The 23,902-nt window shown below is 61.5% G+C and carries 26 protein-coding genes; 12 read left to right on the top strand and 14 right to left on the bottom strand.

The window, feature by feature from the left end:
- Window positions 1–103 precede the first annotated feature (103 nt).
- From ACG33_RS01475 to ACG33_RS01460, 4 genes are all read right to left on the bottom strand, one after another.
- Complete coding sequence (locus tag ACG33_RS01475) at window positions 104–2,191, bottom strand: methyl-accepting chemotaxis protein (RefSeq protein ID WP_083536337.1); 2,088 nt, start codon at window positions 2,189–2,191, stop codon at window positions 104–106.
- A 15-nt stretch (window positions 2,192–2,206) separates the two neighbouring features.
- Entirely contained in the window at window positions 2,207–2,761 is a 555-nt protein-coding gene (locus ACG33_RS01470; RefSeq protein WP_168159988.1) for a chemotaxis protein CheW, read from the bottom strand.
- A 32-nt stretch (window positions 2,762–2,793) separates the two neighbouring features.
- Complete coding sequence (locus ACG33_RS01465) at window positions 2,794–3,159, bottom strand: response regulator (protein ID WP_066918089.1); 366 nt, start codon at window positions 3,157–3,159, stop codon at window positions 2,794–2,796.
- A 112-nt stretch (window positions 3,160–3,271) separates the two neighbouring features.
- Entirely contained in the window at window positions 3,272–3,685 is a 414-nt protein-coding gene (locus tag ACG33_RS01460) for a response regulator (RefSeq protein ID WP_066918087.1), read from the bottom strand.
- A 274-nt stretch (window positions 3,686–3,959) separates the two neighbouring features.
- Between ACG33_RS01460 and gshB the strand changes: the two genes are divergently transcribed.
- The 6 genes from gshB to ACG33_RS01430 all read left to right on the top strand — a co-directional run bounded on the left by gshB (window position 3,960) and on the right by ACG33_RS01430 (window position 8,956).
- A complete protein-coding gene (gene gshB, locus ACG33_RS01455; protein ID WP_083536336.1) occupies window positions 3,960–5,030 on the top strand; it encodes a glutathione synthase in 1,071 nt (356 codons plus the stop codon).
- A gap of 11 nt (window positions 5,031–5,041) precedes the next feature.
- A complete protein-coding gene (locus tag ACG33_RS01450; RefSeq protein WP_066918083.1) occupies window positions 5,042–5,962 on the top strand; it encodes an energy transducer TonB family protein in 921 nt (306 codons plus the stop codon).
- A 68-nt stretch (window positions 5,963–6,030) separates the two neighbouring features.
- On the top strand, window positions 6,031–6,594 hold the full coding sequence (locus ACG33_RS01445) for a YqgE/AlgH family protein (RefSeq protein WP_066918081.1): 564 nt from the start codon (window positions 6,031–6,033) through the stop codon (window positions 6,592–6,594).
- 50 nt (window positions 6,595–6,644) lie between these two features.
- Entirely contained in the window at window positions 6,645–7,058 is a 414-nt protein-coding gene (gene ruvX / locus ACG33_RS01440) for a Holliday junction resolvase RuvX (protein ID WP_066918074.1), read from the top strand.
- 21 nt (window positions 7,059–7,079) lie between these two features.
- Complete coding sequence (locus tag ACG33_RS01435; RefSeq protein WP_066918069.1) at window positions 7,080–8,069, top strand: aspartate carbamoyltransferase catalytic subunit; 990 nt, start codon at window positions 7,080–7,082, stop codon at window positions 8,067–8,069.
- Window positions 8,066–8,956 carry a dihydroorotate dehydrogenase electron transfer subunit gene (locus tag ACG33_RS01430; protein ID WP_066918068.1) on the top strand — a complete coding sequence of 297 codons (891 nt, stop codon included), beginning with the start codon at window positions 8,066–8,068 and terminating at the stop codon, window positions 8,954–8,956. The genes ACG33_RS01435 and ACG33_RS01430 overlap by 4 nt, the downstream gene beginning before the upstream one ends.
- A 118-nt stretch (window positions 8,957–9,074) precedes the next feature.
- Here ACG33_RS01430 and ACG33_RS01425 read toward each other — a convergent pair whose 3' ends face one another.
- From ACG33_RS01425 to ACG33_RS01415, 3 genes are all read right to left on the bottom strand, one after another.
- A complete protein-coding gene (locus ACG33_RS01425; protein ID WP_237392661.1) occupies window positions 9,075–10,196 on the bottom strand; it encodes a PilT/PilU family type 4a pilus ATPase in 1,122 nt (373 codons plus the stop codon).
- Window positions 10,197–10,210: 14 nt separating this feature from the next.
- Entirely contained in the window at window positions 10,211–11,374 is a 1,164-nt protein-coding gene (locus ACG33_RS01420) for a PilT/PilU family type 4a pilus ATPase (RefSeq protein WP_066918067.1), read from the bottom strand.
- Window positions 11,375–11,468: 94 nt separating this feature from the next.
- Window positions 11,469–12,509 carry a type IV pilus twitching motility protein PilT gene (locus tag ACG33_RS01415; protein ID WP_066918066.1) on the bottom strand — a complete coding sequence of 347 codons (1,041 nt, stop codon included), beginning with the start codon at window positions 12,507–12,509 and terminating at the stop codon, window positions 11,469–11,471.
- Between the two features lie 57 nt (window positions 12,510–12,566).
- Here ACG33_RS01415 and ACG33_RS01410 point away from each other — a divergent pair, with 57 nt between their 5' ends.
- The 4 genes from ACG33_RS01410 to ACG33_RS01395 all read left to right on the top strand — a co-directional run bounded on the left by ACG33_RS01410 (window position 12,567) and on the right by ACG33_RS01395 (window position 15,479).
- Window positions 12,567–13,304, top strand: coding sequence for a YggS family pyridoxal phosphate-dependent enzyme (locus ACG33_RS01410; RefSeq protein ID WP_066918065.1), 738 nt, complete (start codon window positions 12,567–12,569; stop codon window positions 13,302–13,304).
- A 116-nt stretch (window positions 13,305–13,420) separates the two neighbouring features.
- Window positions 13,421–14,203, top strand: coding sequence for a pyrroline-5-carboxylate reductase (gene proC, locus ACG33_RS01405; RefSeq protein ID WP_407696489.1), 783 nt, complete (start codon window positions 13,421–13,423; stop codon window positions 14,201–14,203).
- Between the two features lie 166 nt (window positions 14,204–14,369).
- On the top strand, window positions 14,370–14,903 hold the full coding sequence (locus tag ACG33_RS01400; RefSeq protein ID WP_066922650.1) for a YggT family protein: 534 nt from the start codon (window positions 14,370–14,372) through the stop codon (window positions 14,901–14,903).
- 264 nt (window positions 14,904–15,167) lie between these two features.
- Complete coding sequence (locus ACG33_RS01395) at window positions 15,168–15,479, top strand: HU family DNA-binding protein (protein WP_066918063.1); 312 nt, start codon at window positions 15,168–15,170, stop codon at window positions 15,477–15,479.
- Between the two features lie 108 nt (window positions 15,480–15,587).
- Here the strand turns inward: ACG33_RS01395 and ACG33_RS01390 are convergent, their stop codons facing one another.
- Window positions 15,588–16,040, bottom strand: a complete 453-nt coding sequence (locus tag ACG33_RS01390) for a tellurite resistance TerB family protein (protein ID WP_083536334.1) — start codon at window positions 16,038–16,040, stop codon at window positions 15,588–15,590.
- A gap of 3 nt (window positions 16,041–16,043) precedes the next feature.
- Window positions 16,044–16,571 (bottom strand): alpha/beta hydrolase, encoded by a 528-nt coding sequence (locus tag ACG33_RS01385; RefSeq protein WP_066918059.1) that lies wholly within the window; start codon window positions 16,569–16,571, stop codon window positions 16,044–16,046.
- Between the two features lie 261 nt (window positions 16,572–16,832).
- On the opposite strand from ACG33_RS01385, the gene ACG33_RS01380 reads away from it, so the two are divergent.
- Window positions 16,833–17,459, top strand: coding sequence for a YbhB/YbcL family Raf kinase inhibitor-like protein (locus tag ACG33_RS01380; protein ID WP_066918057.1), 627 nt, complete (start codon window positions 16,833–16,835; stop codon window positions 17,457–17,459).
- Between the two features lie 86 nt (window positions 17,460–17,545).
- Here the strand turns inward: ACG33_RS01380 and htpG are convergent, their stop codons facing one another.
- Both htpG and ACG33_RS01370 read right to left on the bottom strand, forming a co-directional pair.
- Entirely contained in the window at window positions 17,546–19,504 is a 1,959-nt protein-coding gene (gene htpG / locus ACG33_RS01375) for a molecular chaperone HtpG (RefSeq protein ID WP_066918055.1), read from the bottom strand.
- A gap of 279 nt (window positions 19,505–19,783) precedes the next feature.
- Window positions 19,784–20,038, bottom strand: a complete 255-nt coding sequence (locus ACG33_RS01370; protein ID WP_066918053.1) for a hypothetical protein — start codon at window positions 20,036–20,038, stop codon at window positions 19,784–19,786.
- A gap of 260 nt (window positions 20,039–20,298) precedes the next feature.
- On the opposite strand from ACG33_RS01370, the gene ACG33_RS01365 reads away from it, so the two are divergent.
- The gene (locus ACG33_RS01365; RefSeq protein ID WP_083536332.1) at window positions 20,299–21,138 is read left to right on the top strand and encodes a nucleotide-binding protein; all 840 of its coding nucleotides are present in this window, start codon (window positions 20,299–20,301) and stop codon (window positions 21,136–21,138) included.
- 66 nt (window positions 21,139–21,204) lie between these two features.
- Here ACG33_RS01365 and ACG33_RS01360 read toward each other — a convergent pair whose 3' ends face one another.
- From ACG33_RS01360 to ppnN, 3 genes are all read right to left on the bottom strand, one after another.
- The gene (locus tag ACG33_RS01360; protein ID WP_066918051.1) at window positions 21,205–21,462 is read right to left on the bottom strand and encodes a hypothetical protein; all 258 of its coding nucleotides are present in this window, start codon (window positions 21,460–21,462) and stop codon (window positions 21,205–21,207) included.
- A gap of 253 nt (window positions 21,463–21,715) precedes the next feature.
- Entirely contained in the window at window positions 21,716–22,432 is a 717-nt protein-coding gene (locus ACG33_RS01355) for a DUF6901 family protein (RefSeq protein WP_066918050.1), read from the bottom strand.
- On the bottom strand, window positions 22,429–23,802 hold the full coding sequence (gene ppnN / locus ACG33_RS01350) for a nucleotide 5'-monophosphate nucleosidase PpnN (RefSeq protein WP_066922648.1): 1,374 nt from the start codon (window positions 23,800–23,802) through the stop codon (window positions 22,429–22,431). The genes ACG33_RS01355 and ppnN overlap by 4 nt, the downstream gene beginning before the upstream one ends.
- Between the last annotated feature and the right edge of the window lie 100 nt (window positions 23,803–23,902).

Here is a 23,902-nt window from a genome sequence, read left to right as displayed (position 1 = left end):
CAAATCCAGCTTCAGTAGGGGTACCGGGCATCATGTCGGTCGATCATCGCAGCGGCGCGGGCGGCGAACCGGCCATAGAACCGTGAGGGCCGAGACGCGTAATTCATCCGACCAGCCCACTGATTTTTCTGGGCGCGGGGAGTTCGGCTTCATCATCGTCCTTGGCGTGCGGCGTGCTTCCGCCATGACCGGTCAGCAGCGCAGTACTGCCGGTCACCGCGTCCGGCAGCCGGAAGCCGGCTACGGATCTGCGTAGTTGAGCGGATAGCTCGGCCAGCTTGCCGACCGAACTGGAGGTCGCCGAGGAATTCTCCGCCGTCTGCGCACTGATCTCGCGCAATACCCCCATGTTGCGCGAAATATTCTGCGCCGCCGATGCCTGTTCACGGGCACTCGCGGAAATATTCTGCACCAGACTGGCGATCTGATTGGACACCTGCTCGATCTCCTCCAGCGCAGCGCCGGCGTTTTCCGCCAACAGTGCGCCGCCGACCACATCCGTGGTGCTGCGCTCCATCGAGACCACCGCCTCGTTCGTATCCGCCTGGATCGTTCGCACCAGCACCTCGATCTGCCGCGTCGCATTCGCCGAACGCTCGGCCAGGCGCTGCACTTCATCGGCGACGACGGCGAAACCACGGCCGGCCTCGCCTGCCATCGATGCCTGGATGGAGGCGTTCAAGGCCAGGATATTGGTCTGCTCGGCGATATCGTTGATCAGCTCGACGATATTGCCGATTTCCTGGGAACTCTCGCCCAGGCGCTTGATGCGCTTGGACGTCTCCTGGATCGTTTCGCGAATCGCGTTCATGCCGTCGATCGTGCGCCGCACCGCTTCACCGCCCTTGTGCGCGACGTCGACGGAATGGCGCGCGACATCCGAGGAGCGTTCCGCATTACCGGAGACTTCCTCGGTCGATGCAGCCATTGCCGCGACCGATTCCGAGGCCAGCGTGACCTGCTTGGACTGCGCGACGGAAGCCTTGGCAAGCTGGCCGGCAGAGGCCTGAGTCTGTTTCGCGGCGGCATCCAGCGATACCGCGGATTCCGTGATCGTGGTAACCAGCTCGCGCAGCGCTTCGATGGCGTAATTGATGGAATCGGCAATCGCGCCGGTGATGTCCTCGGTCACCGTCGCCTGCACGGTCAGATCGCCGTCGGCCAGGCTGGAAAGCTCATCGAGCAGGCGCAGGATCGCCTCCTGGTTGCGCTCGTTCTTGGCCGTCTGAAGTTCCACCGTCTTGCGGATGCTGCCGCTCATTGCATACAGCAGGGACAGCACCAGCAGCGCCAGCACTCCGCCCCCCAGCAGCGCCACAGGCAGCGTCTTGCCCCTCGCCGCTGCGGCAGTACGGCCGGCAATATCGTCGGCGGAAGAACCGCTGCCGAAGCGGGCATGGACCTGATCGCCGCTGACGGCCAGTACTATACCGGCCGCGCGTGCCTCGCGCAGCCGGTCGGCGGCGCTGATCACGCCACGCACCTTTTCGCTGAGCTGGGCGTACAGCGCCTGGGTCGACTTGAACCGGGTCGACGCCTCCGTACCGGTCACGCTCGGCAGTCCCAGGCCGGCATCCTCGCCGGCCAGACCGCCGATGACCTGCCCCATATAGTCGTTGCCATCCGCCAGCCGGCGCGCGATCGCAGCGCCATCGCCGATACCGCCGGCCAGCGCTTCGGTATCCTGCTGCAGGCGCAAACCTGCCAGCTCGAAGCGCTCCAGATGCCGCGCCATGCCTTCCACGCCGGGAGAGCCCAGCGCACTCGCCACGTTCCCCAGGCTCTGTAGCAGCTGAGGCACGAGCGCGCGCACCTCGGCTGAAGCCTTGCGCACACCGGTCAGTATCTCCTCGACATCCAACACCGTCTGGCTGCTTTCCAGCAACGCCTTCGAGGCGTCGAACTGCGCCACATCGGCGCCCAGGGCGTCGGCCCGAGCGGCAAAACGCGTGCGCGATTGCGCCAGCGTCTGGAACGCGGCCTTATTGCCTTCGGTGTTGCCGTACAAAGCGGCCTGGGCCTGCGCGGGAATTTTCAGGGCCAGCAGCGCCAGTTCGTCGGCATCCTGCACAGCCGGCCCGCGGCCCGTGCCTGGCAGCAGCAGCAGCGTAATCGCAGCTACGATACAGGCCAGCGCTACCGCCATCAGCACCGGCAAAAACCGTACGCCGCTCATCCTAATCTCGCCCATAGCTACGTCCTTCCATCAGGAGGCCGCCTGCAAAAACTCCGCGCTCTCCAACAAGGTACGCAGACTGAATACCGGCCAGCACTCTGCACCGCGCCGAAACGCACCGGCGAGATAGCGCTCGCAGCGCGCGATCGTCGGCGGCGTCGTGCTGGAAAACTCGTCTTCCGCGAAACGCCGAAAACCCAGAACCTCATCGACCAGCAACCCCGCCGGCACCTCCCGATGCTGGGCCACCAGCACCCTCGTACTGCGGGCCGTCGTGCTCGCGCCGCCACCCAGGAAGGCACGCAGATCCACCACCGGCAGCAACTGCCCGCGCACATTGGCAATCCCGCAGATCCAGGATTTGGCGCCCGGGACTCGGGTGACGACCGATGGAAAGCCCAGAACCTCGCGTGTTTCTTCACGCGCTACCAGAAAATTCTCCGCGCGCAGCCGAAAAGCGACACCCACCCACTCCCGCTCGCCGGGCGCATCGCGGCCCTGGCCGGTCAAGGCCGCACGCGCCAGCCGCTCGAGTTCCAGTAGCAACTCGAAGGGTTTCGCACGCAGGGCCTTCAGATTCGTCATGTCCGTCATGCGGCCGGCTCGTTGCCCGCGGCTCAATCAGCCAAGGCCGATTGAGCCTTCTCGATCAGCTTGTCCATTGGCACCGGCTTCACCAAATAATCCACCGCGCCCTGACGCATGCCCCAGATACGATCGGTTTCCTGATCCTTGGAGGTCACCATGATGACGGGAATCGTCCGGGTATCGGGATCGGCTGCCAGCTTGCGGGTCGCCTGGAATCCATTCACTCCGGGCATGACCACGTCCATGAAGATCAGATCGGGCCGCATTTCCTTCGCCTTGCGTATCGCCTCGGCACCATCGCCGGCCGAGGCCGTCTGGTAGCCGTGACGCTCCAGCGCCTGTTGCATGATATGCACTTCGGTGGGTGAATCATCCACGATCAGGATCAGGGCCATACCTTGCTCCGACTTAGCTTGCGCCGATTGACCTTGCCGCGATTGCATCGTTGCCGCCTGGGCTGTCTCCGGGACCATCTCGATTACCTTTGCTCGATGATCGGACCGGCTCCTAGCGCGAGACCTCGCCAACATGGGCTTCGATCGCGTTCAGAAGTTCGTCCTTCGTGAACGGTTTGGTCAGATAGTGTTCGGAACCGACGATCCGGCCGCGTGCCCGATCGAACAGACCGTCCTTGCTCGAAAGCATGATGACTGGAGTCGAGCGAAACACCTTGTTGTGCTTGATCAGCGAACAGGTCTGATACCCGTCCAGGCGCGGCATCATGATATCGACGAAAACGATGTCAGGCTGGTGGTCGGCGATTTTCGACAGTGCATCGAAACCGTCGACTGCGGTAAAAACCTCGCAGCCCTCCTTGGACAACAAAGTCTCGGCGGTGCGGCGGATGGTCTTGCTGTCATCGATGACCAGCACCTTCAGACCCGCGAGGCGGGTGGCCTGAGTCGTTGCTAGATTCTCCATCGGTACCTCACGGAAATGAGCGCAGGGTTCTCGCGACCTGCCTCGGATCGCCCGTCGGTCGCGCCGTTTCGCCCCGGCCGCCGCGCCGTCTCGCGATGACGAGCGCCGAGGGGCTGCCGTCATTTCGACTGCGCAACACAACTGCCGAAACTTTTAACATATTGGCTATGGGGCCGCCATTGGCTGCGCTCATATACTATGAAGCCCGTCACACGTGACGCATTGCTCGCTCGGGCCGTACACCACATCGCAGCGTTCGAGGTTACTCTTGGTCATGGTCCTCTCACCCCCAGCCACGCCGCCTTCAGGGCACCCTGCCGGCGCAGATTCCGCCAGCGTACGCACCGGATCCGAGGCCCGCTCAGGAACTCGGACCCGGGTCCGTCTGGTCGTGGTGATGGACCCGATCGAGTCCATCAAGCCCGCCAAGGACACGACACTGGCCATGCTGCTGGCCGCACAGGCACGCGGCTGGGAACTGTGGTACACCCGGCAGGACGACCTGCGCCTCGCCGACGGCGTGCCGCAGGCACGCCTGCAGCCGCTGGAGGTCCGTGACGACCCGCTGCACAACTGGTTCGATCTCGGCGAGGCGCAACTGGCGCCATTATCCGCTTTCGACGTGATACTGATGCGCAAGGATCCGCCCTTCGATATGGAATTCATCTATACGACCTATATCTTGGAACGTGCCGAGGAACAGGGCGTTCTGGTCGTCAACCGTCCGCAGGGCCTGCGCGACATGAATGAAAAGGTCTATACCGCCTGGTTTCCGCACTGCTGTGCACCGACCCTCATCACGCGGAACATGGCGGATATGCATGCATTTCTGCAAGAGCATCTGCGCATCGTCTGCAAGCCGCTGCACGGCATGGGCGGACGCTCGATCTTCGTCGTGGATCGCGGCGACAAGAATGCCGGCGTCATTTTCGAAACCCTCACCGAATACGGATCGCGCTTCGCCATCGTGCAAAAATACCTGCCCGAGATCGTCGCCAGCGGCGACTCCCGCATCCTGGTCATCGACGGAGAGCCGGTCCCCTACGCTCTGGCCCGCATACCCACGGCCGCCGACCATCGCGGCAACCTGGCCGCCGGCGCCCGCGGCGAAGGCCGCGAGCTCGACGATCGCGATCGCTGGCTGGTCAGCCAGATCGGTCCCGCTCTCAGGCAGCGCGGCATGCTGTTCGTGGGGCTGGATGTGATCGGCGGCTATGTCACGGAGATCAACGTCACCAGTCCCACGGGCGTGCGCGAGTTGGACAGGCAATTCGGCATTCGGATCGCTGACCGGTTGATGGACGCCATAGACCGGCGCCTCGAGGCGCGGGCCCGGCAACCCTGATCCCCGCGCCCATGACCGTCCGCAACACCGCGACCGATGCCCTGCCGCCCGCCCGAATGCCGGGTCGGGATGCCGGCCTGACGCTCCCGGTCAGGGACCGCCTGACGACCACGCTATTCCTGGCCGCCTTGTTCCACGGCATCGTCATTCTCGGAGTGACATTCGCAAAACCCGGTAAGGATGAACGGCCGACGCCGACACTGGAGGTCCTGCTGTTGACAGGCGCGGATACTCGCGCTGCGGACAATCTGCAGGCGCAATACCTGGCGCAGCGCGGCCAGCTGGGCAGCGGGACGACGGATGAGCGCGTACGTCCCGCCAACCCGGCTTCCTCTGCGCTGGCGTTGCAACAAACCGGCATGTCCGATGGCAACAGCGACCAATATCGCGAGGCGCTTATCGGTCAGCCGGCGGCCCGGATACTCAGCAGCCGCAGCGCACAAAGCAACCTGGCCCACCGCAGCGGCGAGGACGCGCCTGCTCGACAGGTGCAGACACCTCTGGCGCTTTCACCGACCACACCGCGTCCGATCGCGACCAGCGCGACCGACCTGACGCTGCGTTTGCACGGGCGGCGCAACGACGGCAGCTTCGAAGTGATCCCCAACACCCGTGAATCGCTCCTGGCACCGTATCTGGATGCCTGGCGCGGCAAGATCGAGCGGATCGGTACACTCAACTTTCCCCAGACGGTGCGTAGCCACGCCGGCGGCGACAACCCCGTACTGGAAGTCTCCATTCATGCCGATGGCATGTTGGGCAGCGCCATCGTCAAGCGCTCCAGCGGGCGCAAGGACATCGATCAGGCCGCCTTGTCCATTCTGCGCCTCGCCTCCCCTTTCGATCCCTTTCCTGTGGAACTGCGCGACCGATACCAGGAACTGCGTTTCGCCTACGAATGGCAATTCCTGATGGGCGAGGCCCCGCCCTGAACTCTCATGGCCCGCCGCCACGATGGATTATCTTGAGTACAGGCTTCACGACCCCGATACTTGGCACCATGTCCACTGGAGATTTCCTTACCAACCAACTGCTCATCGCCATGCCTGCGATGGCCGACAGCAATTTCGCGCAGACCGTCACGTTCATCTGGGAACACAATGCGGAAGGCGCGCTCGGCATCGTCATCAACCGCCCGCTGCAGATGCGTTTGCAGGATGTGTTCGAACAGTTGCAGATGCCGACGACGCCCGGAATCAACGCCGAGCAACCGGTCCTGCAAGGCGGCCCGGTGCAGACCGACCGCGGTTTCGTCATCCATCGGGGCGGAGGGGACTGGGAATACACGCGCCAGGTGTCGCCGACCCTCCATGTCACGACATCGCCCGATATTCTGGGTGCCATGGCACGTGGCAGCGGCCCGGACACGGCCCTGGTGGCGCTGGGTTACGCGGGCTGGGGCGCGGGTCAGCTGGAGGATGAAATATTCCAGAATGCCTGGCTCACGGTACCTTGCGACGAGCGTATCCTGTTCGCCACCCCCTACGAGCGGCGCTGGCAGGCAGCTGCAGGTCTGCTGGGCGTGGATCTGGCCACGATCAGCCTGCATGCGGGGCACGCCTGAGCAGGGTCGAAGTCATCCTGGCCTTCGACTACGGCACACGCAGGATCGGCGTGGCCAGCGGCGACACGCTTACTCGCACCGCTCGGGCATTGGCGACCCTGGATCAGGCCGCCGGCATTTCCTGGGAAATGATCGATGCCCTGGTCCATGAATTTCAGCCGGCGCTGTTCGTCGTCGGCCTGCCCCGCAATATGGACGGCACACCCACAGCTCTGTTCGGCGCCAGCCGGGCCTTCGGCGCCGAACTTGCCGCGCGCTATCGCAGGAACGTAGCCCTGGTGGACGAACGGCTCAGTTCACGCGAAGCCGAAGCGCTGCTGCGTGCGGCCCGAAGCACAGGCCTGAAACGCAGGCGCATCACTCATGGCGATATCGATCGGATCGCAGCTCGTATTCTGCTGGAGCGCTGGTTCGAGAATCCCGACGCCGCCGAATCGCTGCAAGAGTCGGCAACGCACGCATGAGCCCGCTACAATGATCGAATCATGAGCATAGACGCCAGCGCCACTGTGCAAAAAGATGCGACAGGACACCTGCGTCATCTCATCACGCTGGAAGGATTGAGCCGCGAGGAAATCACCGCGCTGCTCGATCTGGCGCAGTTCTATGTACGCGAACCGGGCGATCTGGCGGCGCGCGATCAGAGCCTTGCCGGGCATACCGTCGCCAATCTGTTCTTTGAACCCAGCACGCGTACCCGTGTGTCCTTCGAGCTGGCTGCACGCCGCCTGGGTGCCGAAGTGGTGAATCTGGACATGCAATCTTCCTCCCGCGTCAAGGGTGAAACCGTGCTGGACACGATTTACACCCTGCAGGCCATGCAGGCCGACATTCTGGTGATGCGCGACGCCGAGCCCGGCCTGCCCGCCTACGTGGCGAGGTTCGTGGCCCCTCACGTCTGCGTCCTGAATGCCGGCGAAGCGCATTTGTCGCATCCCACACAAGGCTTGCTGGACGCATTGACTGTGCGTCAGCTCAAAGGGGACTTCGGCGCGCTGCGAATCCTCATCGCAGGTGACATCAGCCATTCACGCGTCGCACGTTCCGCCTGGCAGGCATTCAAGACGCTCGGTGCAGGCGAATTGCGCATGGCTGCGCCCCGGGAGCTGATGCCGCCGCCCGAGGAATTTCCGGGTGTGCTGCGTTTCGACGATATCGACCAGGCGATTACCGGCGTCGATGTGATCATGACCTTGCGTATCCAGCGTGAGCGCATGAGCGCCACGGATATTCCCGATGAGGCCAGCTACCATCATAGCTTCGGCATTACGATGGAACGCATGGGCAGAGCCAATCCGGATGCGATCGTCATGCATCCGGGCCCCATGAACCGCAATGTCGAGATCGCCAGCGAGGTTGCCGATGGACCCTGGTCCGTCATCCAGCGTCAGGTCACCAACGGTGTCGCTGTACGTATGGCTGTGCTCGCGACCATCCTGCGCAATGCGCAAGCACGACACTCTCTCGCCTCATGAGTCAGCAACATCCGCATCGCGGCACTCTGTTCCTGGAAGACGCAGAAATACTTTCACACCAGGAATTCGACGGCCGGCAATACGTCCTGAAGCTGCACGCGCCTAAATGCGCACAGGCGGCCACGCCCGGCTCGTTCATCCATTTGAGCTGCGATCCCTCGCTGCCGATGCGCCGGCCGCTATCCATCATGCGGGCGCATGCCGGACGAGGTACGATCGAGATTCTGTACAAGGTCGTGGGCGCCGGCCTTACGTTGCTGTCACACAGAAAGGTCGGCGAGCAGCTGAGTTGCCTCGGCCCTATCGGACAAGGCTTCAGGCCCCACCCGCAGCGACCACATACCCTGCTGGTGGGCGGCGGTGTCGGCATTCCACCCATGATATTCCTTGCCGAAGCCCTGCTCGATCGTACGGATGCCGAGTGGCAGCCCCTGGTGTTGATGGGCTCGGAAATACCCTTCCCGTTCCGTACCCGGCCGTCGACGATTCTGGTGCCCGGCATGCCGGACGGCACGATCGCCTGCATGCCCTTGCTGGAGGAATGGGGCATCCCCAGCCGGCTGGCCAGCCTGGCGGGCTATGCCGGCTGCCATGACGGCTACGTCAGCGATCTGGCGGCTCACTGGCTGAGCACATTGGACCAGGATACGCTGGCCCGGACCGAACTTTTCGCCTGCGGCCCCACACCCATGCTCGAGGCGATCACCACGGTTGCGCGGCGCTTCGAGATTCCCTGTCAGGTCTCGCTGGAAGAATTCATGGCCTGCGGAGTCGGCGGATGTGCAGGCTGCGCTGTCCGGGTGGAGACCCCGGACGGCCCGGCGATGAAGCGTATCTGCGTGGATGGGCCGGTATTCGATGCCATGACGGTGTTCGCACCGTCGTGATGGAATTTCGTGCCGGTTCAAAAAACGCCGCCAGTCCGGCGGCGGGATCCGCCCAGCGCTCCAACGTCCCTGACGTCCATTATAGTGGCGCAAAGCGCCGTTGAATCGGCCGTTACCGTCAGCCGAAATTGATCTTGGCTTCCAGGTTGGTGCGTGAATCGGCGTAGGCGAGTGCGTCTTCCATGGTGATGCGTCCGGCGCGGTACAACTCGTACAATGCCGTATCGAAATGCTGCATGCCCTTCTCGCTGCTGGTGCGCAGCGCCTCCTTCGCACCGAGCACATCGCCTTTCTTGATCAGCTCCTGCACATGCGGAGTATTGATCAACAACTCCACGGCAGCGACGCGCCGCTTGTTCTTGCCCGGCACCAGGCGCTGCGCCATGATCGCCCGCAGGTACTGGGAAAGATCCAGGAAGATCTGCGTGTGCTGGTCGCGCGGAAACATGTTGATGATGCGATCCAGCGTTTCGGCTGCATTGTTGGCATGCAAGGTGGCAAGCACCAGGTGTCCCGTACCCGACAACATGATCGCCGACTCCATCGTTTCACGGTCGCGGATTTCGCCGATCAGCAACACATCGGGCGCCGCGCGCATGGCGCTGCGCAGCGCGCGTGCATAGGATTTCGTGTCCAGGCCGACTTCGCGTTGATTGACGATGGATTTCTTGTTGGAGTGCAGAAATTCGATCGGATCCTCGATCGTGATGATGTGATCCGAGGAATGCTCGTTGCGATAATTGATCATCGAGGCCAGCGTGGTCGATTTGCCCGAACCGGTCGCGCCGACCATCAGCAGCAGGCCGCGCTTGAGCATCATCAGATCCTTCAGGATCTCGGGCAGCCCCAAGTCGTCCAGGCGCGGCATATCGGCGGTGATATAGCGCAACACCATGGCCGGATTGCCGCGCTGATGGAACACGTTGATGCGAAAACGGCCTAAACCCGGCTCGGAAATCGCGAAATCGATCTCCAGTTCCTCGTTGAAAGCCTCGATCTGCTCCTGGCTCATGAGACCATACGCCGCTTGGCGCACGACTTCCGGCGTCAGCATCTGCTTGTTGACCGGGAATATCTGCCCTTCGATCTTGATCTTGATAGGTGCGTAGGAAGTAAAGAACAGATCCGAAGCCCGTTTGTCCACCATCAACTTGAACAACGGCTTGGTATTGAGCATGACCTGGCGCTCCTCGCCGGTCACGTCGCTTTCATTCTCGAGCACGTCGCCATCGGCCGACATCGGGATTACTCCACTCAACGCCCAAGCACGCCTTCGGTCTCTTCCTCCATGATACGCAGAGAATTGCTCGCCTCATCGGCAATTTTCATCTCGCGCTTGCTTTCCAGCTTGATGCGCAGCCGCACCTCGTTCTTGGAATCCGCATTGCGCAGGGCATCCTCATAGGAAATGAGACCGGCTTCGTATAACTCGAACAACGCCTGGTCGAAGGTCTGCATGCCCAATCGGTTGGACCTTGCCATGACTTCCTTGATTGCGGCGACTTCGCCCTTGAAGATCAGATCGGTGATCAAGGGCGAGTTCAACATGATCTCCATGGCCGCGATACGGCCCGTACCCGAGTCGCGCGGTATCAGACGCTGGGAAATCAGGGCGCGCGTATTGAGCGACAGATCCATGAGCAGTTGCTCGCGGCGCTCCTCCGGGAAAAAATTGATGATGCGGTCCAGCGCCTGGTTGGCGCTGTTCGCATGCAGGGTCGCCAGTACCAGGTGGCCGGTCTCGGCGAACTGGATACCGTATTCCATGGTCTCCCGATCCCGGATTTCGCCGATCAGGATCACATCGGGCGCCTGGCGCAGCGTATTCTTGAGTGCCGTATGCCAGTTCTCGGTGTCCACGCCTACCTCGCGATGCGTGACGACACAGCCCTTGTGATTATGGACGTACTCGACCGGATCCTCGATCGTGATGATGTGGCCGCGGCTTTTTTCGTTGCGATAGTTGAGCATCGCCGCCAGCGACGTGGATTTGCCGGAACCGGTGCCGCCGACCACGATGACCAGGCCGCGTTTGGTCATGACGATGTCCTTCAGAATCGGCGGCAGCTGCATTTCCTCGAGCGTCGGAATTTTCGCGTTGATCGTACGCACCACGCAGCCGAGCAGGCTCTGCTGTACGAAGGCGCTGACACGAAAGCGGCCGATGCCCACGGGGGCAATCGCGAAATTGCACTCCTTGGTCGCATCGAATTCCAGGGTCTGTTTATCGTTCATGATCGAACGCACCAGCACCGCCGCCTGCTCGGGCGTCAACACCCGCTCAGACTGGGGACGAATTTCACCGTCCACCTTGATCGCCGGCGGAAATCCCGCCGTCACGAACAGATCGGAACCCTTGCGCTCCACGAGACGCCGCAGCAGGTCCTGCATCAGCTTAATGGCTTGATCGCGTTCCATGGTCGTCTCCGCTTCGCCCCCCTGCTACTCGATTCGATATCTTGCGCTCCGGCGCCGTGCCGGAGCGCCCAGCGCTCATGAACGGCGCCGCTTTCTAGAATGCATCCTTGTTCTGGGCGCGGAAGCGCGCCTCCTCTTTCGTAACGATACCCTTCTGTAATAATTCCGTCAGACACTGGTCCAGCGTCTGCATGCCGTCCTTCTGGCCCGTCTGAATCGCCGAATACATCTGTGCAATCTTGCCTTCACGGATCAGATTGCGAATGGCAGGCGTACCGATCATGATTTCGTGCGCTGCGACACGCCCGCCGCCGATGCGCTTGAGCAACGTCTGCGAAATCGCTGCCCGCAGCGATTCCGACAGCATCGTTCGTACCATCTCCTTCTCTGCCGCAGGGAAGACATCGACGATACGGTCGATCGTCTTGGCGGCCGAACTCGTATGCAGCGTACCGAACACCAGATGCCCGGTTTCCGCCGCAGTAAGCGCCAGGCGGATGGTCTCCAGATCACGCATTTCGCCCACCAGCACCACGTCGGGATCTTCGCGCAGGGCCGAACGCAGCGCTTCGCTGAAGCCAAGCGTGTCGCGATGCACCTCGCGCTGGTTCACCAGTGAACGCTTACACTCATGCACAAACTCGATCGGATCCTCGATCGTGATGATATGGTCGGGCTTGTTTTCATTGACATAGTTGACCATCGCAGCCAGGGTCGTCGACTTGCCGGAGCCGGTCGGACCGGTCACCAGCACCAGTCCGCGAGGCTGCATCGACAGGTCCTTGAATATCTTCGGAGCATTCAAGTCATCCAGCGACATGATCAGCGACGGGATCGTCCGGAACACGGCCGCGGCGCCACGACTCTGATTGAACGCATTGACGCGAAAACGGGCCAGCTTGGGGATTTCGAATGAGAAATCGGTTTCGTAGAATTCCTCGTAGGCCTTCCTTTGCTTGTCATTCATGATGTCGTACACCATGCTGTGCACTTCCTTGTGCGTCAACGCGGGCATATTGATCCGCTTCATGTCGCCGTCCACACGTATCATGGGCGGTACACCTGCGGACAAATGCAGATCAGATGCGTTGTTCTTGACTGCGAATGTCAGCAGTTGCGCGATGTCGACGGACATGAAATCTTCCTGCGGAAGAGGGCTGCGCCAGTATAGCGGAGCAGTGTCGGGCTCAATATGTTAACTGGTCCGCAGAAATCGGCTGATCTACCGGCGGCCAGCTTGCAATGCGAACTTGGTCGCCGCCTGGAGGACATCCGCCGGCGCATCGAGGCCGCGGCGCTGCGCTCCGGCCGGGATCCGGCCGGTATTGGCCTGATCGCGGTCAGCAAGACGCAGCCGGCTCAGACCATACGAGCGCTGGCAGAGCACGGTCAGCGCGATTTCGGCGAAAATTACCTGCAGGAAGCGCTGCCCAAGCTGGCGGCCTTGCAGGATCTGCCACTCACCTGGCACTACATCGGACGATTGCAGTCGAACAAGACCCGGGAAGTAGCCCAGTGGTTCCAGTGGGTACATACACTGGACCGCGAGCGAATCGCCCGCCGGCTCAATGAGCAGCGGCCGCCATGGGCGCCACCGCTCCAAGTCTGCATTCAGGTGCGGCTCGGCGACGAATCGGGCAAGGGGGGAGTGACACCCGAGGCGCTGGCCCCGCTGGCGCACAGTATCGGTGAACTGCCCAGGCTGAGATTGCGGGGGCTGATGTGCATTCCTCCGCCGCACGAAACATTCGAGGCGCAGCAGGCGATGTTTACGATCCTGGCGGAGCATCGCCGGCGGCTGATCCAGCAAGGCTTCGAACTCGATACCTTGTCGATGGGCATGTCGGCGGATCTCGAAGCGGCAGTCGCCGCCGGTGCGACGTGGGTGAGAATCGGCAGTGCATTATTCGGCAAGCGGAAACGGCGATGAACCATACTCCTTCCGGCCAACCGGTAACCCGGCAAGCACCGAATCCCCCCGCGCCCGCGCAGCCGCAGATCCCGGCGATCGCGCCCGGCATACTGGCGTTCATCGGTGGCGGCAATATGGCGGCCAGCCTGATCGGCGGCCTGATCGCTCGCGGTATGCCGGCCGGACGGATCATTGTGGCGGATCGCGTGCCCGAACAATTGCAAGCCCTGCGGACTCGTTTTGGCATTCGCACCACGTCGTCCAATCCAGCCGCCGCCGCAGAAGCGGACACGGTCCTGTTCGCCGTCAAGCCGCAGGATCTCGCCTCGGTAAGCGCCGAACTGCGCGATGTGCTGGCACGGCGGCGGCCCCTGCTGATCTCGATCGCCGCCGGCGTGCACTCGCGCGATCTGCAACGCTGGGTCGGCGGCCTGCCGGTGGTGCGCTGCATGCCCAACCGTCCCGCCATGCAGGGCTGCGGCGTCACCGGCATGTATGCGACACATGAGGTCGCCGCAACGCAGCGCGAGTTGGCGGAACAGGTACTGGGCGCCGTCGGCACGGTGCTGTGGCTGGAACGCGAGGAAGACCTCGACGCAGTCACGGCGATATCAGGCAGCGGACCGGCATATTTTTTTCTCTTGATCGAAAGCCTGCAACAGGCGGGGCAGTCGCTCGGCCTGCCGGAGGAAATCAGCCGCAAGCTCGCCATCGAGACCGCTTACGGAGCCAGCATGATGGCGCGTGTCGCGCGTGAATCCGCAGCCACGCTGCGCGAGCAGGTGACCTCCAAGGGCGGCACGACGGAGGCGGCGCTCAAACATCTGGAAGCGAGTGATTTCCGCGGCATCATGGCAACAGCCGTGGCCGCGGCGGCCCGCCGTTCGGCACAGCTCGCCGAGGAGCTTGCCGGGTAGGCATCGTATCGGCACTGGACTCCGACACCGGATCACGGTATTGGATGAAGTGCGCGGCCATTCGACCAAGTATGGGTCGACCGGTATGGGCGCATCCTTTGCGACGCACCCATTCGTAACGACCATCGATTATTCTATTCAGCGTACTGCAGTCCGACATCCCGCCATGGAAGCCATCATATTCATCGTCCGTACGCTCTTGCAGGTGTTGCTCGTCACCGTGTTCCTGCTGCGGGTGTTGCTGCCTCTGGTACGCGCCGACGCACGCAATCAGCTCTCGCAAGCCGTCATCCGCTTGACCAATCCCCTGGTCCTGCCGCTGCGCCGCCTGCTGCCGCCGATCGGCAAGATCGATACCGCTTCGATCCTGGCCTTGATCATCGTGCAAGTCGCCGCGACGGCCATCTTGTGGCTGCTGGGAGCCTACCCCTGGATCAGGGCGTCATCGCAATTCGTATATGTCGTGGCCCTGAGCCTGATCACCACGGTGCTGCAATTCTATACGTTCGCACTGCTGCTGCATGTGCTGCTCAGCTGGGTCGCACCGAGCACCTACAGTCCGGCGGCGGCATTGTTGTCCAGCCTGTGCGAACCCTTGCTGCGTCCCGTGCGCAGAGTACTCCCTCCCCTCGGCGGTATCGATCTATCGGCCTTGTTCGTGATCATCGGCCTTCAGGCACTGAATATCGCGCTTACCTGAGATCTGGCCGTGCGGCGGCGACAGAAATCATCCGGTGTCCCGGGGCGTAGTTCAGCGACGGCGGGGCTTGCGGGTGACACCGCTTGCCGCCCGCACATCGAGAGACAAAAAAGCAGTAAAAAAGCGGTAAAAAGTCAGTGGGCTGCTTATTCCGCGGCAAATCTTGTGCTATTTTCCCGCGCGTCCAGCTTCTCCGCGACTGCGCCCTCTTGGTACAGACGGCAGCCGGCGCGTCTCGTCACTCGTTACAGGAGATTTACTAGAATGGCAAAAAAGAATGCGGCACCGACGAAGTCGGAGATCCTCGCCCACATTTCCAAGGACACCGGACTGGCCAAAAAACAAATTGCCGAGGTGTTCGATTCACTCAATGTGGTCGTCAAGCGCAGTCTGAAAAGTGCCGGTCTGTTCACCCTGCCAGGTCTGCTGAAAATGAAAGTCGTCAAGAAGCCCGCGACCAAGGCACGCGAAGGATTGAACCCCTTCACCGGCGAAAAAATGGTCTTCAAGGCAAAACCCGCCAGCAAGAAAGTCCGCATTGCCGCCCTGAAGAATCTGAAGGAAATGGTGAACTAAGCCGCTCTTCGGTATTCGCCTCCGGGGCGCATCGCTCCGGGGGTCTTTCACCTCGCCGCAGCGTAGTCTCCCCGTCCCATCCCGGCACCGCCCTATTCCGGTCAGGCGCTACGCCTGCCCCTCCAGAACCTTCAACTTCAACCGGACGCGGTCGCGATCCGACACATGCAACAGCCCGGCGATCCGCTTGATGAGCTGTTCCTCATGCTTGTCGAGATGTCCATCGGCCAGACTGACCCGCCAGAGCATCTCGATCATCTCCAGCTTGTCGGAATCGGCAAGTTCGCGGTTCAGTCGATGAGTGAACTCATGCAGTGAAACAGCACGATCCGCGCGCGCCGAGGCGTCCGCGACCAGCGCCTGTACTGCGGTTTCCTCAAGACCGAAGCGCTCCATCAACAACCGCCTGACTTCATCCAACTCCACCTGTGAAGTTGTAAAATCAGAACGTGTCAATTCCACCAGTAACGCCGCGATCGTCAACTCCGGCGGCTCGCGGCCTTCCAGTACACGCTCCACCGCGGGCTCGCCGCCAAGAATTCTTCTAAGTTGCGCGATCATGTCTTAGCCGGCTGCCTCGGGAGGCGATGAATCCAGCCCTGCCTTCAGCCAATCCAGTACCACGGATCGTAGCTCAGCCAGCCGTCCATGAAAGAAATGACCGACACCGGGCAGCAGTGCGATTTGCGGCGGAAAGGGCAGCCCCGCAGCCCACTCCTGAACATCCCTCGCATCCACCAGTTCGTCCTGATCGCCCTGGATCAAGAGCCAGGGCATGCGCAGCGCATCGCCGGCTGGTACGCCGGCCTCACGAATCGCCGGTGCGACAGTGACCAAGCCCTCGATCCTCCGGGCGCTCGCCGCCCGGATCGCCACTCCGCCGCCAAAAGAGAAGCCGCCGAGCCACAGCCGTACACCCGGCCAGCGCCGTACAGCCCAGTCCATGACCGCCAGCGCGTCGTCGGTTTCTCCGGCGCCCTCATCATACCGACCGGCACTTCCCCCTACGCCGCGATAGTTGAAACGCACTGCCGTGATGCCAAAATCGTTGAAGGCCTTCGCCAATATGTGAACCACCTTGTTGGTCATCATTCCGCCGTGTAAGGGATGCGGGTGGCAAAGAATCGCGGCTCGCGGTCCAGTCGGTACAGATGATGCTGAGGAATCGACGGGTAGATCAATGATCGATTCCAGCACGCCGGCGGGACCGGGAATGTTCAAAGTCTCGACAAGAGGATGTGTGCGGACGATAGCCATGGCGGCAGAGTAGCGAATGTGGCACCGTTAAAGAAACTTCCCGGCACTGCCAGGATCATTATGAAAATTTGTCCTTAACTCACAAGAGCACAAACCATGAAGCTCACCTCCAGCAGTTTTCAGCACGATCAGCCTATCCCGGAGCAATTTGCCTTCGGTGCGCCGGATCGCCATCTGCATGTACGTCTCGCCGCGAATCATAATCCGCAACTGGCGTGGACCGGCGCCCCGGCACCGACCCGGTCCTTCGCGCTCATCTGCGTCGACGTAGACGCCCCGACCCGGCCGGACGATGTCAACCAGGAGGGACGGGTTGTGCCGTCCAATCTGCCGCGGGCGGATTTCTATCACTGGATCATGGTCGATATTCCACCCGCCACGTCGGAAATCGCCGCGGGCGAATGCTCGGACGGCATCGTCGCGGGCGGCAAGAAGCGGTTGCACGGCCCCCAAGGTTCACGCCAGGGCGTGAACGACTACACCAGCTGGTTCGCGAACGATCCCGACATGGCCGGCACCTATCGCGGCTATGATGGACCCTGTCCACCCTGGAACGACATGCGCCGACATCGCTACCACTTCACCCTGTACGCCCTGAGCTGCGAACGGGCGCCAGTCGAGGGTGATTTCACCGGTCCGCAGACCCTGGAGGCGATTCGCCCCTTCGTGCTCGCCGAAGCCCGCATCACCGGCACCTACGCCATCAATCCGGAGGTGGGATAACGATCCGGCCGGCAGCGCGGCGGCATGACCGTCTCGGCAAATCAACCCCGGGTAAATCTACCCGGGGTAAATCAGCCCGGGGTAAATCAACCCTGGGAGAGCAGCAACCGGTTCAAGCGCTGCACAAAGGCGGCGGGCTCCGCCAATTGGCCGCCTTCGGCCAGGGTCGACTGCTCGAACAGCAGCAGTGACAGATCGTTGAACGTGGTTTCATCTGCCGTTGCTTCCATACGCTGCAAGAGAGGATGAGCGGGATTGATCTCCAGCGTCGGCTTCGCTGCCGGCGCCTTCTGACCGGCGGCTTCCAGGATGCGTCGCATTTGTGCACCCAGATCATGCTCCCCCAACACCAGGCAGGCGGGTGAATCCGCGAGCCTGGCGGTCACGCGGACATCATCGACCTGTGTCTCCAACGCCTTTTTTACCCGTTCCACCAGTGCGGCATGCTCCTTGGAGAGCGACTCGCGCGTCTGTTTTTCCTCATCGGACTGGACCGCCGCCAAGTCCAGCTCACCACGTGCCACATTGCGTAGACTCTTGCCGTCGAATTCGCGCAAATGATCGGTCAGCCATTCATCGACCCGGTCCGACAGCAGCAGAACTTCGATACCTTTCTTGCGCAACACCTCAAGATGGGGACTGGATCGGGCCGCACCGAACGTTTCGGCGGTCACGTAGTAAATCTCTTTCTGGTCCGACTTCATGCGCCCGACATAGTCCTCCAGCGATACGTCCTGTTCCTCCCTGTCCGCCAACGTGCTGGAAAAACGCAACAGCTTGGCGACACGTTCACGGTTCGCGTGATCCTCTGCCGGACCTTCCTTCAGCACACTGCCGAATTCCTTCCAGAATGTTGCGTATTTCTGCGGCTCATCTTTGGCAAGCTTCGCCAGCAAGTCCAGGACGCGGCGTGTCAGGCCGGTACGTATCGTGTCGATAGCCGGGTCCTGCTGCAGCATTTCGCGGGAAATATTCAAAGGCAGATCGGCGCAGTCCACCACGCCTTTCACGAAGCGCAGGTACAACGGCAAGAACTGCTCGGCATCGTCCATGATGAATACGCGCCGCACGTAAAGCTTCAGGCCGCGGGCCGCTTCGCGATGCCACAGGTCGAACGGCGCGCGTGCCGGGATATAGAGCAGGCTGGTGTACTCTTTCTTGCCTTCCACCTTGCCATGGGACCAGGCCAGCGGATCCGTGAAATCATGAGTGACATGACGATAGAACTCCGCGTATTCCTCGTCCTTTACTTCGGTACGTGGCCGCGTCCACAGGGCCTGGGCATGATTGATCGTTTCATACTGTGTCTCAGCGGCAGAAGTGGCCTCGCTCGTCGCTTCGGCATCTTTCGCCTGATCCTCGACCGCCGCTGCCTCCTTGCGCATGCGTACCGCGAACGCAATGTGGTCGGAATACTTGCGTATCAGTGCCCGGATCCGATACCCATCGGCGAACTCATGTTCACCCTCCTTCAGATGCAACACGATCTTCGTGCCGTGATCGGGCAATTCCACGTTGGATATCGTGAACTCGCCGTCGCCGCGGGATTCCCAATGCACGCCGGCCTGGGGCGGCTGACCGGCCCGCCGTGAAAACACCTCGACCCGATCGGCCACGATGAATGACGAATAGAAACCCACGCCGAACTGGCCGATCAACTGCGAATCCTTCTTTTGGTCGCCCGTCAAGCGCGACAGGAACTCCGCCGTGCCGGACTTCGCGATCGTCCCCAGATGCTCGATCGCCTCCTCACGCGTCAGCCCGATGCCGTTATCGCTGATGGAGATGGTATGCGCCTTATCATCCGTATCGATGGTGATCGCGAATTCGGCATCGCCTTCCAGTAGCTCAGGTTTTGCCAACGCCTCGAAACGCAGCTTGTCGCAGGCATCGGAAGCGTTCGAAATCAACTCGCGCAGGAAAATTTCCTTATGACTGTATAACGAATGGATCATCAGCTTGAGCAGCTGCTTGACCTCCGTCTGGAATCCCATCGTTTGTGCTTGGGTTTGTGCTTGGGCCTGCGCTGCGCTAGCGTCACTCATCGCTCATGCTCCGTCGAAATAACATGCCCTGCCGATCACAACGACCCGGTTCAAGGGCTGGATAGAACTCAAGGCCGAAGGGCCACCGCCTGCCGGATTGATTGCCGGTGATATCGGGCGGCGCAAGGGCGTATGGGGTTCTTGCGCCGTGTTTCAAGGTCTGGACGCCTGTAACGGCGAGCATGGGCCGGAACTCGGGCGAAGCCCCCCCGAGGAACGAAGACTGGTACACCGGCGGAGCGAGGAGCCCCTCCGCAATACCCACGAAGGCGCTTCGCCTCAGCGGCAGCCGTCCTCGTACGGGCTGATCGGCCTATGCGCCGCCCATGCCCGCAGGCGACGGCGGCGAACGACTTCGGTCACGACGGCGCATCCCACCACCGCCAGAACCGGCGACGGCGCCAGTAACAGGCCGATACCGGTGGCCACGAACAGCACGAGCGCGACTAGCAGCTCCATGATGCGCGGCCCATAGTGGCGCAGGGCGCCGATGGCATCATCGAGGTTGTCTGCCCAAAGTAGCAGGATTTCCATGTTCAAGAATCTATTCGCGTCCCGGCCGACGCGCCGTGAGCCGGCTCACAGGCAGGCTGATCCGGCCAGGTCGCCCGGCTCCGGGAGACGCCTCGGTGGTGAAGACGATCACGCTTCCGATCCTTGTGCCGTCGTACATTGGGGTTCTTCCGCCGGCACTCCCGGCCTCTATGACTGCCGGCTTGTACACCGGGGGCTGCTGGCTTGTACGTCAGGCGGGAGATGCGTAGGCTGATTGTCGACGACCTCGCGGGCCTCGTATGCAAAAAATCGTCATCCTGAATCCCAAGGGTGGTTCCGGTAAATCCACCATTGCCACCAATCTGGCCAGCTATTTTGCGGTTCAGGGCCTCAATCCGACGCTGATGGACCTGGATACACAAGGCTCCAGCATGCACTGGCTCAAGAAACGCACCATGGAGCAGCCCATCATCCATGGTATCGCCGGTTTCGAGCGTAATACACGTGTGACACGCAGCTTTGCTACACGCATACCGCCCGAGACGCAGCGCCTGGTCATCGATACGCCCGCGGCGCTGGAACCCCAGCGGCTGCCGGAAATCACGCACAACGCCACGGCTGTACTGGTGCCGGTGCTGCCCTCCCACATCGATATCCATGCGGCGACGAAGTGCATTTCCGATCTGTTGCTGACCGCCAAGATTCGCCGTAATGAACATCGCATCGCAATCATCGCCAACCGGGTCAAGAAGAATACCCTGGTCTATGCGTCACTACTGCAATTTCTGGAGACCTTGCGCATTCCGGTCGTTGCCACCCTGCGTGATTCGCAGAACTATATCCGTACCGCGGAATCGGGCGCAGGTCTTTTCGAAATGAAGCCTTACACCGTTCGCGAAGACCTGGATCAATGGCTGCCGCTGCTGGGCTGGCTGTCGCGGCGTACCGCGTTGCCTATCGAGGCGGGCACGCCGGCAGTCACTTCCCGAGTCGATACGCCGCTCCCGGCGACACAGTTTCCAATCACCCTCCCACTCGCATCGGTAAACGACTCGACGGACGAAGCATCGTCTACCCCAGCGGCGGAAGCGCCTCCTCCTGCCCGCACCTTCCTGCACCGGCTGCTGAAACGCCACTGAAACATGATGAGTGCCACGCAGTTGCTCCGACACTGCACCGAGCCAGTCGCATGATGACTCTGGCTGCTATCCGCCCTTCTTATCCTTATCCTTGTCCTTGTCCCAGCTGTGGCGAACCTTGTCGGTCCAGCTCTTGTAACTCGACCAGCTGCTCAAGGAACGTGTAATGGCGGCGTGACGCGAATTGACCGTCTGCTTGCGATCGATCCAGCTGCGCTGAGCCTCCCTGGGTGCGCCGGCGCGCACGATTGACCCGAACGATTCCCGGGTCCAGGCACGATGCCTGCCGGTCGAGCTCAGTTCATCGATCTTGGGTTCGGTCATGGTGTGCTCTCCTATGATAGGCACGGTATCGACACGCCCTCACGACAGGAGAGGAACTGCATCACAGCCGCTCGACGCCGTCGTCGTATTGCGACAGGTATCGCAATGAACGGCGTGGTTGCGATTGAGTTACGTCACATATCGGCCTGCATCGCACGCCGATTTGACAGATCCGTTATCGATTATTGAAAGCACGCGCGCAGGACTTTCCGCCTTGCGAGTGCCGGCTACAAGCACTAAGCCACTGTAGGCACTAAGCCACTGTCGAGGAATCCGGCAGCAGCAGTGCCGCGAATGCCGGCTTGATTTCATCCAGGAGATCGTGGATCGCCGCGGGAACAAGGCTGCTGTAGACATCCAGCAGCACCACGGCATTCACGATTGCATCCTGCCGGCTCGCCGCACGCAGGCGCTGTGCCATGCCCCGATTGACAGCATGCACGCCGCGATAGACACCTTCCAGGTCATCCAGCGCAAAATCCGCCGGACCGCCGCTACGGGCAATGAAATGCTGCGCCACCAGATACATCGAGGCCACGCGATAGGCGGTTTCGGACTCGCTGGAAAACGGCAAATGAAAGCGCGCCATGGGACGAAAAACAGCAGTCCGCGGGCAACCGCTGGAAGCCATGATAAGCCCCATCAGCGACGCCAGTGCCTGCTGCGCAGACAAGGTCGCAACGACCGAACGCTCTTCGCTTTCCACGGTGACACGTACCTTGTCGTAGGACACGAGATCCGTGAAACCGTCGATGACGCCGGACAGATGCAGGGCCGCCGGACAATGCGAATGCTCTGCGACCTGCAACGGACAGCCTTGGCACTGGTTGAACGCAAGCTCGGTCCACGCCGGCGGCTCGGGAGCCGCTATCGGTGCCAGTAGCGCAGTGTCGCGATCCATTTCCAGCTCGAATACTCGCTCGCGCGAATCCGGCAAAGTGAAACGATAGACAATGACCATCGTATTCATGCGACCAGCCGGTAGCAGGGCCGATACTCTCCGGCAAGCTTCATACGACGCTGCGCAGCGAATGCCGCCAGCAGTTCATCCAGCAAGCCCATGATCTTCTTGTCGCCTCGCAAAACATATGGCCCGAACGTATCGATCGACCGAATACCCTGCTCCTTGACGTTACCCGTCACGATGCCTGAGAAAGCCCTGCGCAGATTTGCGGCCATGATGTGCGCCGGCAAGCCGCGGTGTAATTCCAGCGTCGCCATCGCCTCATGGGTGGGCTCGAAAGGCTGCTGGAACGCCAGCGGGATCTTCAGCAGCCAGTTATAATTCCAGGCATCGCTGCGAGCACGCCGGAATTCCCGCACAGCGTCCACGCCGTGCGCTATCTCGCGCGCAACTTGAGCAGGATCGCCGATGATAAGCTTATAACGCCGTTGTGCGGCGGATCCGAGCGTCGCACCGATGAACCGGTCGATGTGGCCAAAATACTCGGCGGCCGAGGGAGGACCGGTGAAAACAACCGGCAAGGGCAAGTCCGCATTCTCAGGGGCCAGCAGGATGCCCAGCAGATACAGGATCTCCTCCGCCGTCCCGGCTCCACCGGGAAATACAACGATGGCATGCGCGCAGCGCACGAACGCTTCCAGGCGCTTTTCGATATCAGGCATGATCACCAGCTGATTCACGATCGGATTCGGCGGCTCGGCGGCAATGATCCCGGGCTCGGTCATACCGATATAACGCCCATCGCGGATTCGCTGCTTGGAATGTCCGATCGTGGCCCCCTTCATGGGTCCCTTCATGGCACCCGGCCCGCAGCCGGTGCAGATGTTCAACGCCCGCAGCCCCAGTTCATAGCCGACGCGTTTGGTGTAGTCATACTCCACGGCAGTGATCGAATGTCCGCCCCAGCATACAACCAGATTCGGCCGGCCCTTGTAGTCGAGGATGCGCGCGTTGCGCAGGATGTGGTAGACGGCATTCGTGATGCTGTAGGAGTCCTCCAGGTCGAAACGCTGTGTGCCCAGGATGGCATCATGGATATAGACGATATCGCGCAGCACCGCGAACAGATGCTCGGTGATGCCGCGGATCATCTGCCCATCGACGAAGGCATTGGCGGGTGCGTTCTTCAGTTCCAACTTCACACCCCAGGCCTGCCGCCCCAACCGGATATCAAAATCCCTGTAACGCTCGAAGATATCGCGTATATCGTCGGTTTCGAGCCCGGAGGACAACACGGCCAGTGCGCAGCGGCGGAACAGCGCATAGACATCACCGCGCCCCGCGTTCAGGATCTGTTCGACTTCGCGCTGCGATAGATTCTCCAGGCTGCCCAGCGGGGCGATGCGCGCATCCACCAACTCCTCCTCGGAGTCGATCTGGGTTACCGATCCCGATTGACGCCGGTCGTGGCCAGTCGAACTCACGGTATGAAACTCATCGGGCCGAACCCATGATTTGCACTCATTGTTTTCGTGA

The organism is Steroidobacter denitrificans, from assembly GCF_001579945.1.
In the GTDB taxonomy this organism is placed as follows: domain Bacteria; phylum Pseudomonadota; class Gammaproteobacteria; order Steroidobacterales; family Steroidobacteraceae; genus Steroidobacter; species Steroidobacter denitrificans.
The sequence above is the reverse complement of the archived record's forward strand: the minus strand, read 5'-3'. Positions and strand labels throughout refer to the sequence as shown.

Coding starts and splice junctions, on each gene's coding strand:
- ACG33_RS01420 (WP_066918067.1), bottom strand. CDS start 11,374: ATGGAACGCGATCAAGCCATTAAGCTGATGCAGGACCTGCTGCGGCGT.
- ACG33_RS01465 (WP_066918089.1), bottom strand. CDS start 3,159: ATGGCCCTGATCCTGATCGTGGATGATTCACCCACCGAAGTGCATATC.
- ACG33_RS01360 (WP_066918051.1), bottom strand. CDS start 21,462: ATGACCGAACCCAAGATCGATGAACTGAGCTCGACCGGCAGGCATCGT.
- ACG33_RS01365 (WP_083536332.1), top strand. CDS start 20,299: ATGCAAAAAATCGTCATCCTGAATCCCAAGGGTGGTTCCGGTAAATCC.
- ACG33_RS01430 (WP_066918068.1), top strand. CDS start 8,066: ATGAGTCAGCAACATCCGCATCGCGGCACTCTGTTCCTGGAAGACGCA.
- ACG33_RS01445 (WP_066918081.1), top strand. CDS start 6,031: ATGTCCACTGGAGATTTCCTTACCAACCAACTGCTCATCGCCATGCCT.
- ACG33_RS01425 (WP_237392661.1), bottom strand. CDS start 10,196: ATGTCGGCCGATGGCGACGTGCTCGAGAATGAAAGCGACGTGACCGGC.
- ACG33_RS01355 (WP_066918050.1), bottom strand. CDS start 22,432: ATGAATACGATGGTCATTGTCTATCGTTTCACTTTGCCGGATTCGCGC.
- ACG33_RS01470 (WP_168159988.1), bottom strand. CDS start 2,761: ATGACGAATCTGAAGGCCCTGCGTGCGAAACCCTTCGAGTTGCTACTG.
- ACG33_RS01390 (WP_083536334.1), bottom strand. CDS start 16,040: ATGATCGCGCAACTTAGAAGAATTCTTGGCGGCGAGCCCGCGGTGGAG.
- ACG33_RS01370 (WP_066918053.1), bottom strand. CDS start 20,038: ATGGAAATCCTGCTACTTTGGGCAGACAACCTCGATGATGCCATCGGC.
- ACG33_RS01435 (WP_066918069.1), top strand. CDS start 7,080: ATGAGCATAGACGCCAGCGCCACTGTGCAAAAAGATGCGACAGGACAC.
- ACG33_RS01450 (WP_066918083.1), top strand. CDS start 5,042: ATGACCGTCCGCAACACCGCGACCGATGCCCTGCCGCCCGCCCGAATG.
- ACG33_RS01415 (WP_066918066.1), bottom strand. CDS start 12,509: ATGTCCGTCGACATCGCGCAACTGCTGACATTCGCAGTCAAGAACAAC.
- ACG33_RS01400 (WP_066922650.1), top strand. CDS start 14,370: ATGGAAGCCATCATATTCATCGTCCGTACGCTCTTGCAGGTGTTGCTC.
- ACG33_RS01475 (WP_083536337.1), bottom strand. CDS start 2,191: ATGGGCGAGATTAGGATGAGCGGCGTACGGTTTTTGCCGGTGCTGATG.
- ACG33_RS01395 (WP_066918063.1), top strand. CDS start 15,168: ATGGCAAAAAAGAATGCGGCACCGACGAAGTCGGAGATCCTCGCCCAC.
- ACG33_RS01410 (WP_066918065.1), top strand. CDS start 12,567: ATGTTAACTGGTCCGCAGAAATCGGCTGATCTACCGGCGGCCAGCTTG.
- proC (WP_407696489.1), top strand. CDS start 13,421: ATGGCGGCCAGCCTGATCGGCGGCCTGATCGCTCGCGGTATGCCGGCC.
- gshB (WP_083536336.1), top strand. CDS start 3,960: ATGGTCCTCTCACCCCCAGCCACGCCGCCTTCAGGGCACCCTGCCGGC.
- ACG33_RS01385 (WP_066918059.1), bottom strand. CDS start 16,571: ATGATGACCAACAAGGTGGTTCACATATTGGCGAAGGCCTTCAACGAT.
- ACG33_RS01460 (WP_066918087.1), bottom strand. CDS start 3,685: ATGGAGAATCTAGCAACGACTCAGGCCACCCGCCTCGCGGGTCTGAAG.
- htpG (WP_066918055.1), bottom strand. CDS start 19,504: ATGAGTGACGCTAGCGCAGCGCAGGCCCAAGCACAAACCCAAGCACAA.
- ACG33_RS01380 (WP_066918057.1), top strand. CDS start 16,833: ATGAAGCTCACCTCCAGCAGTTTTCAGCACGATCAGCCTATCCCGGAG.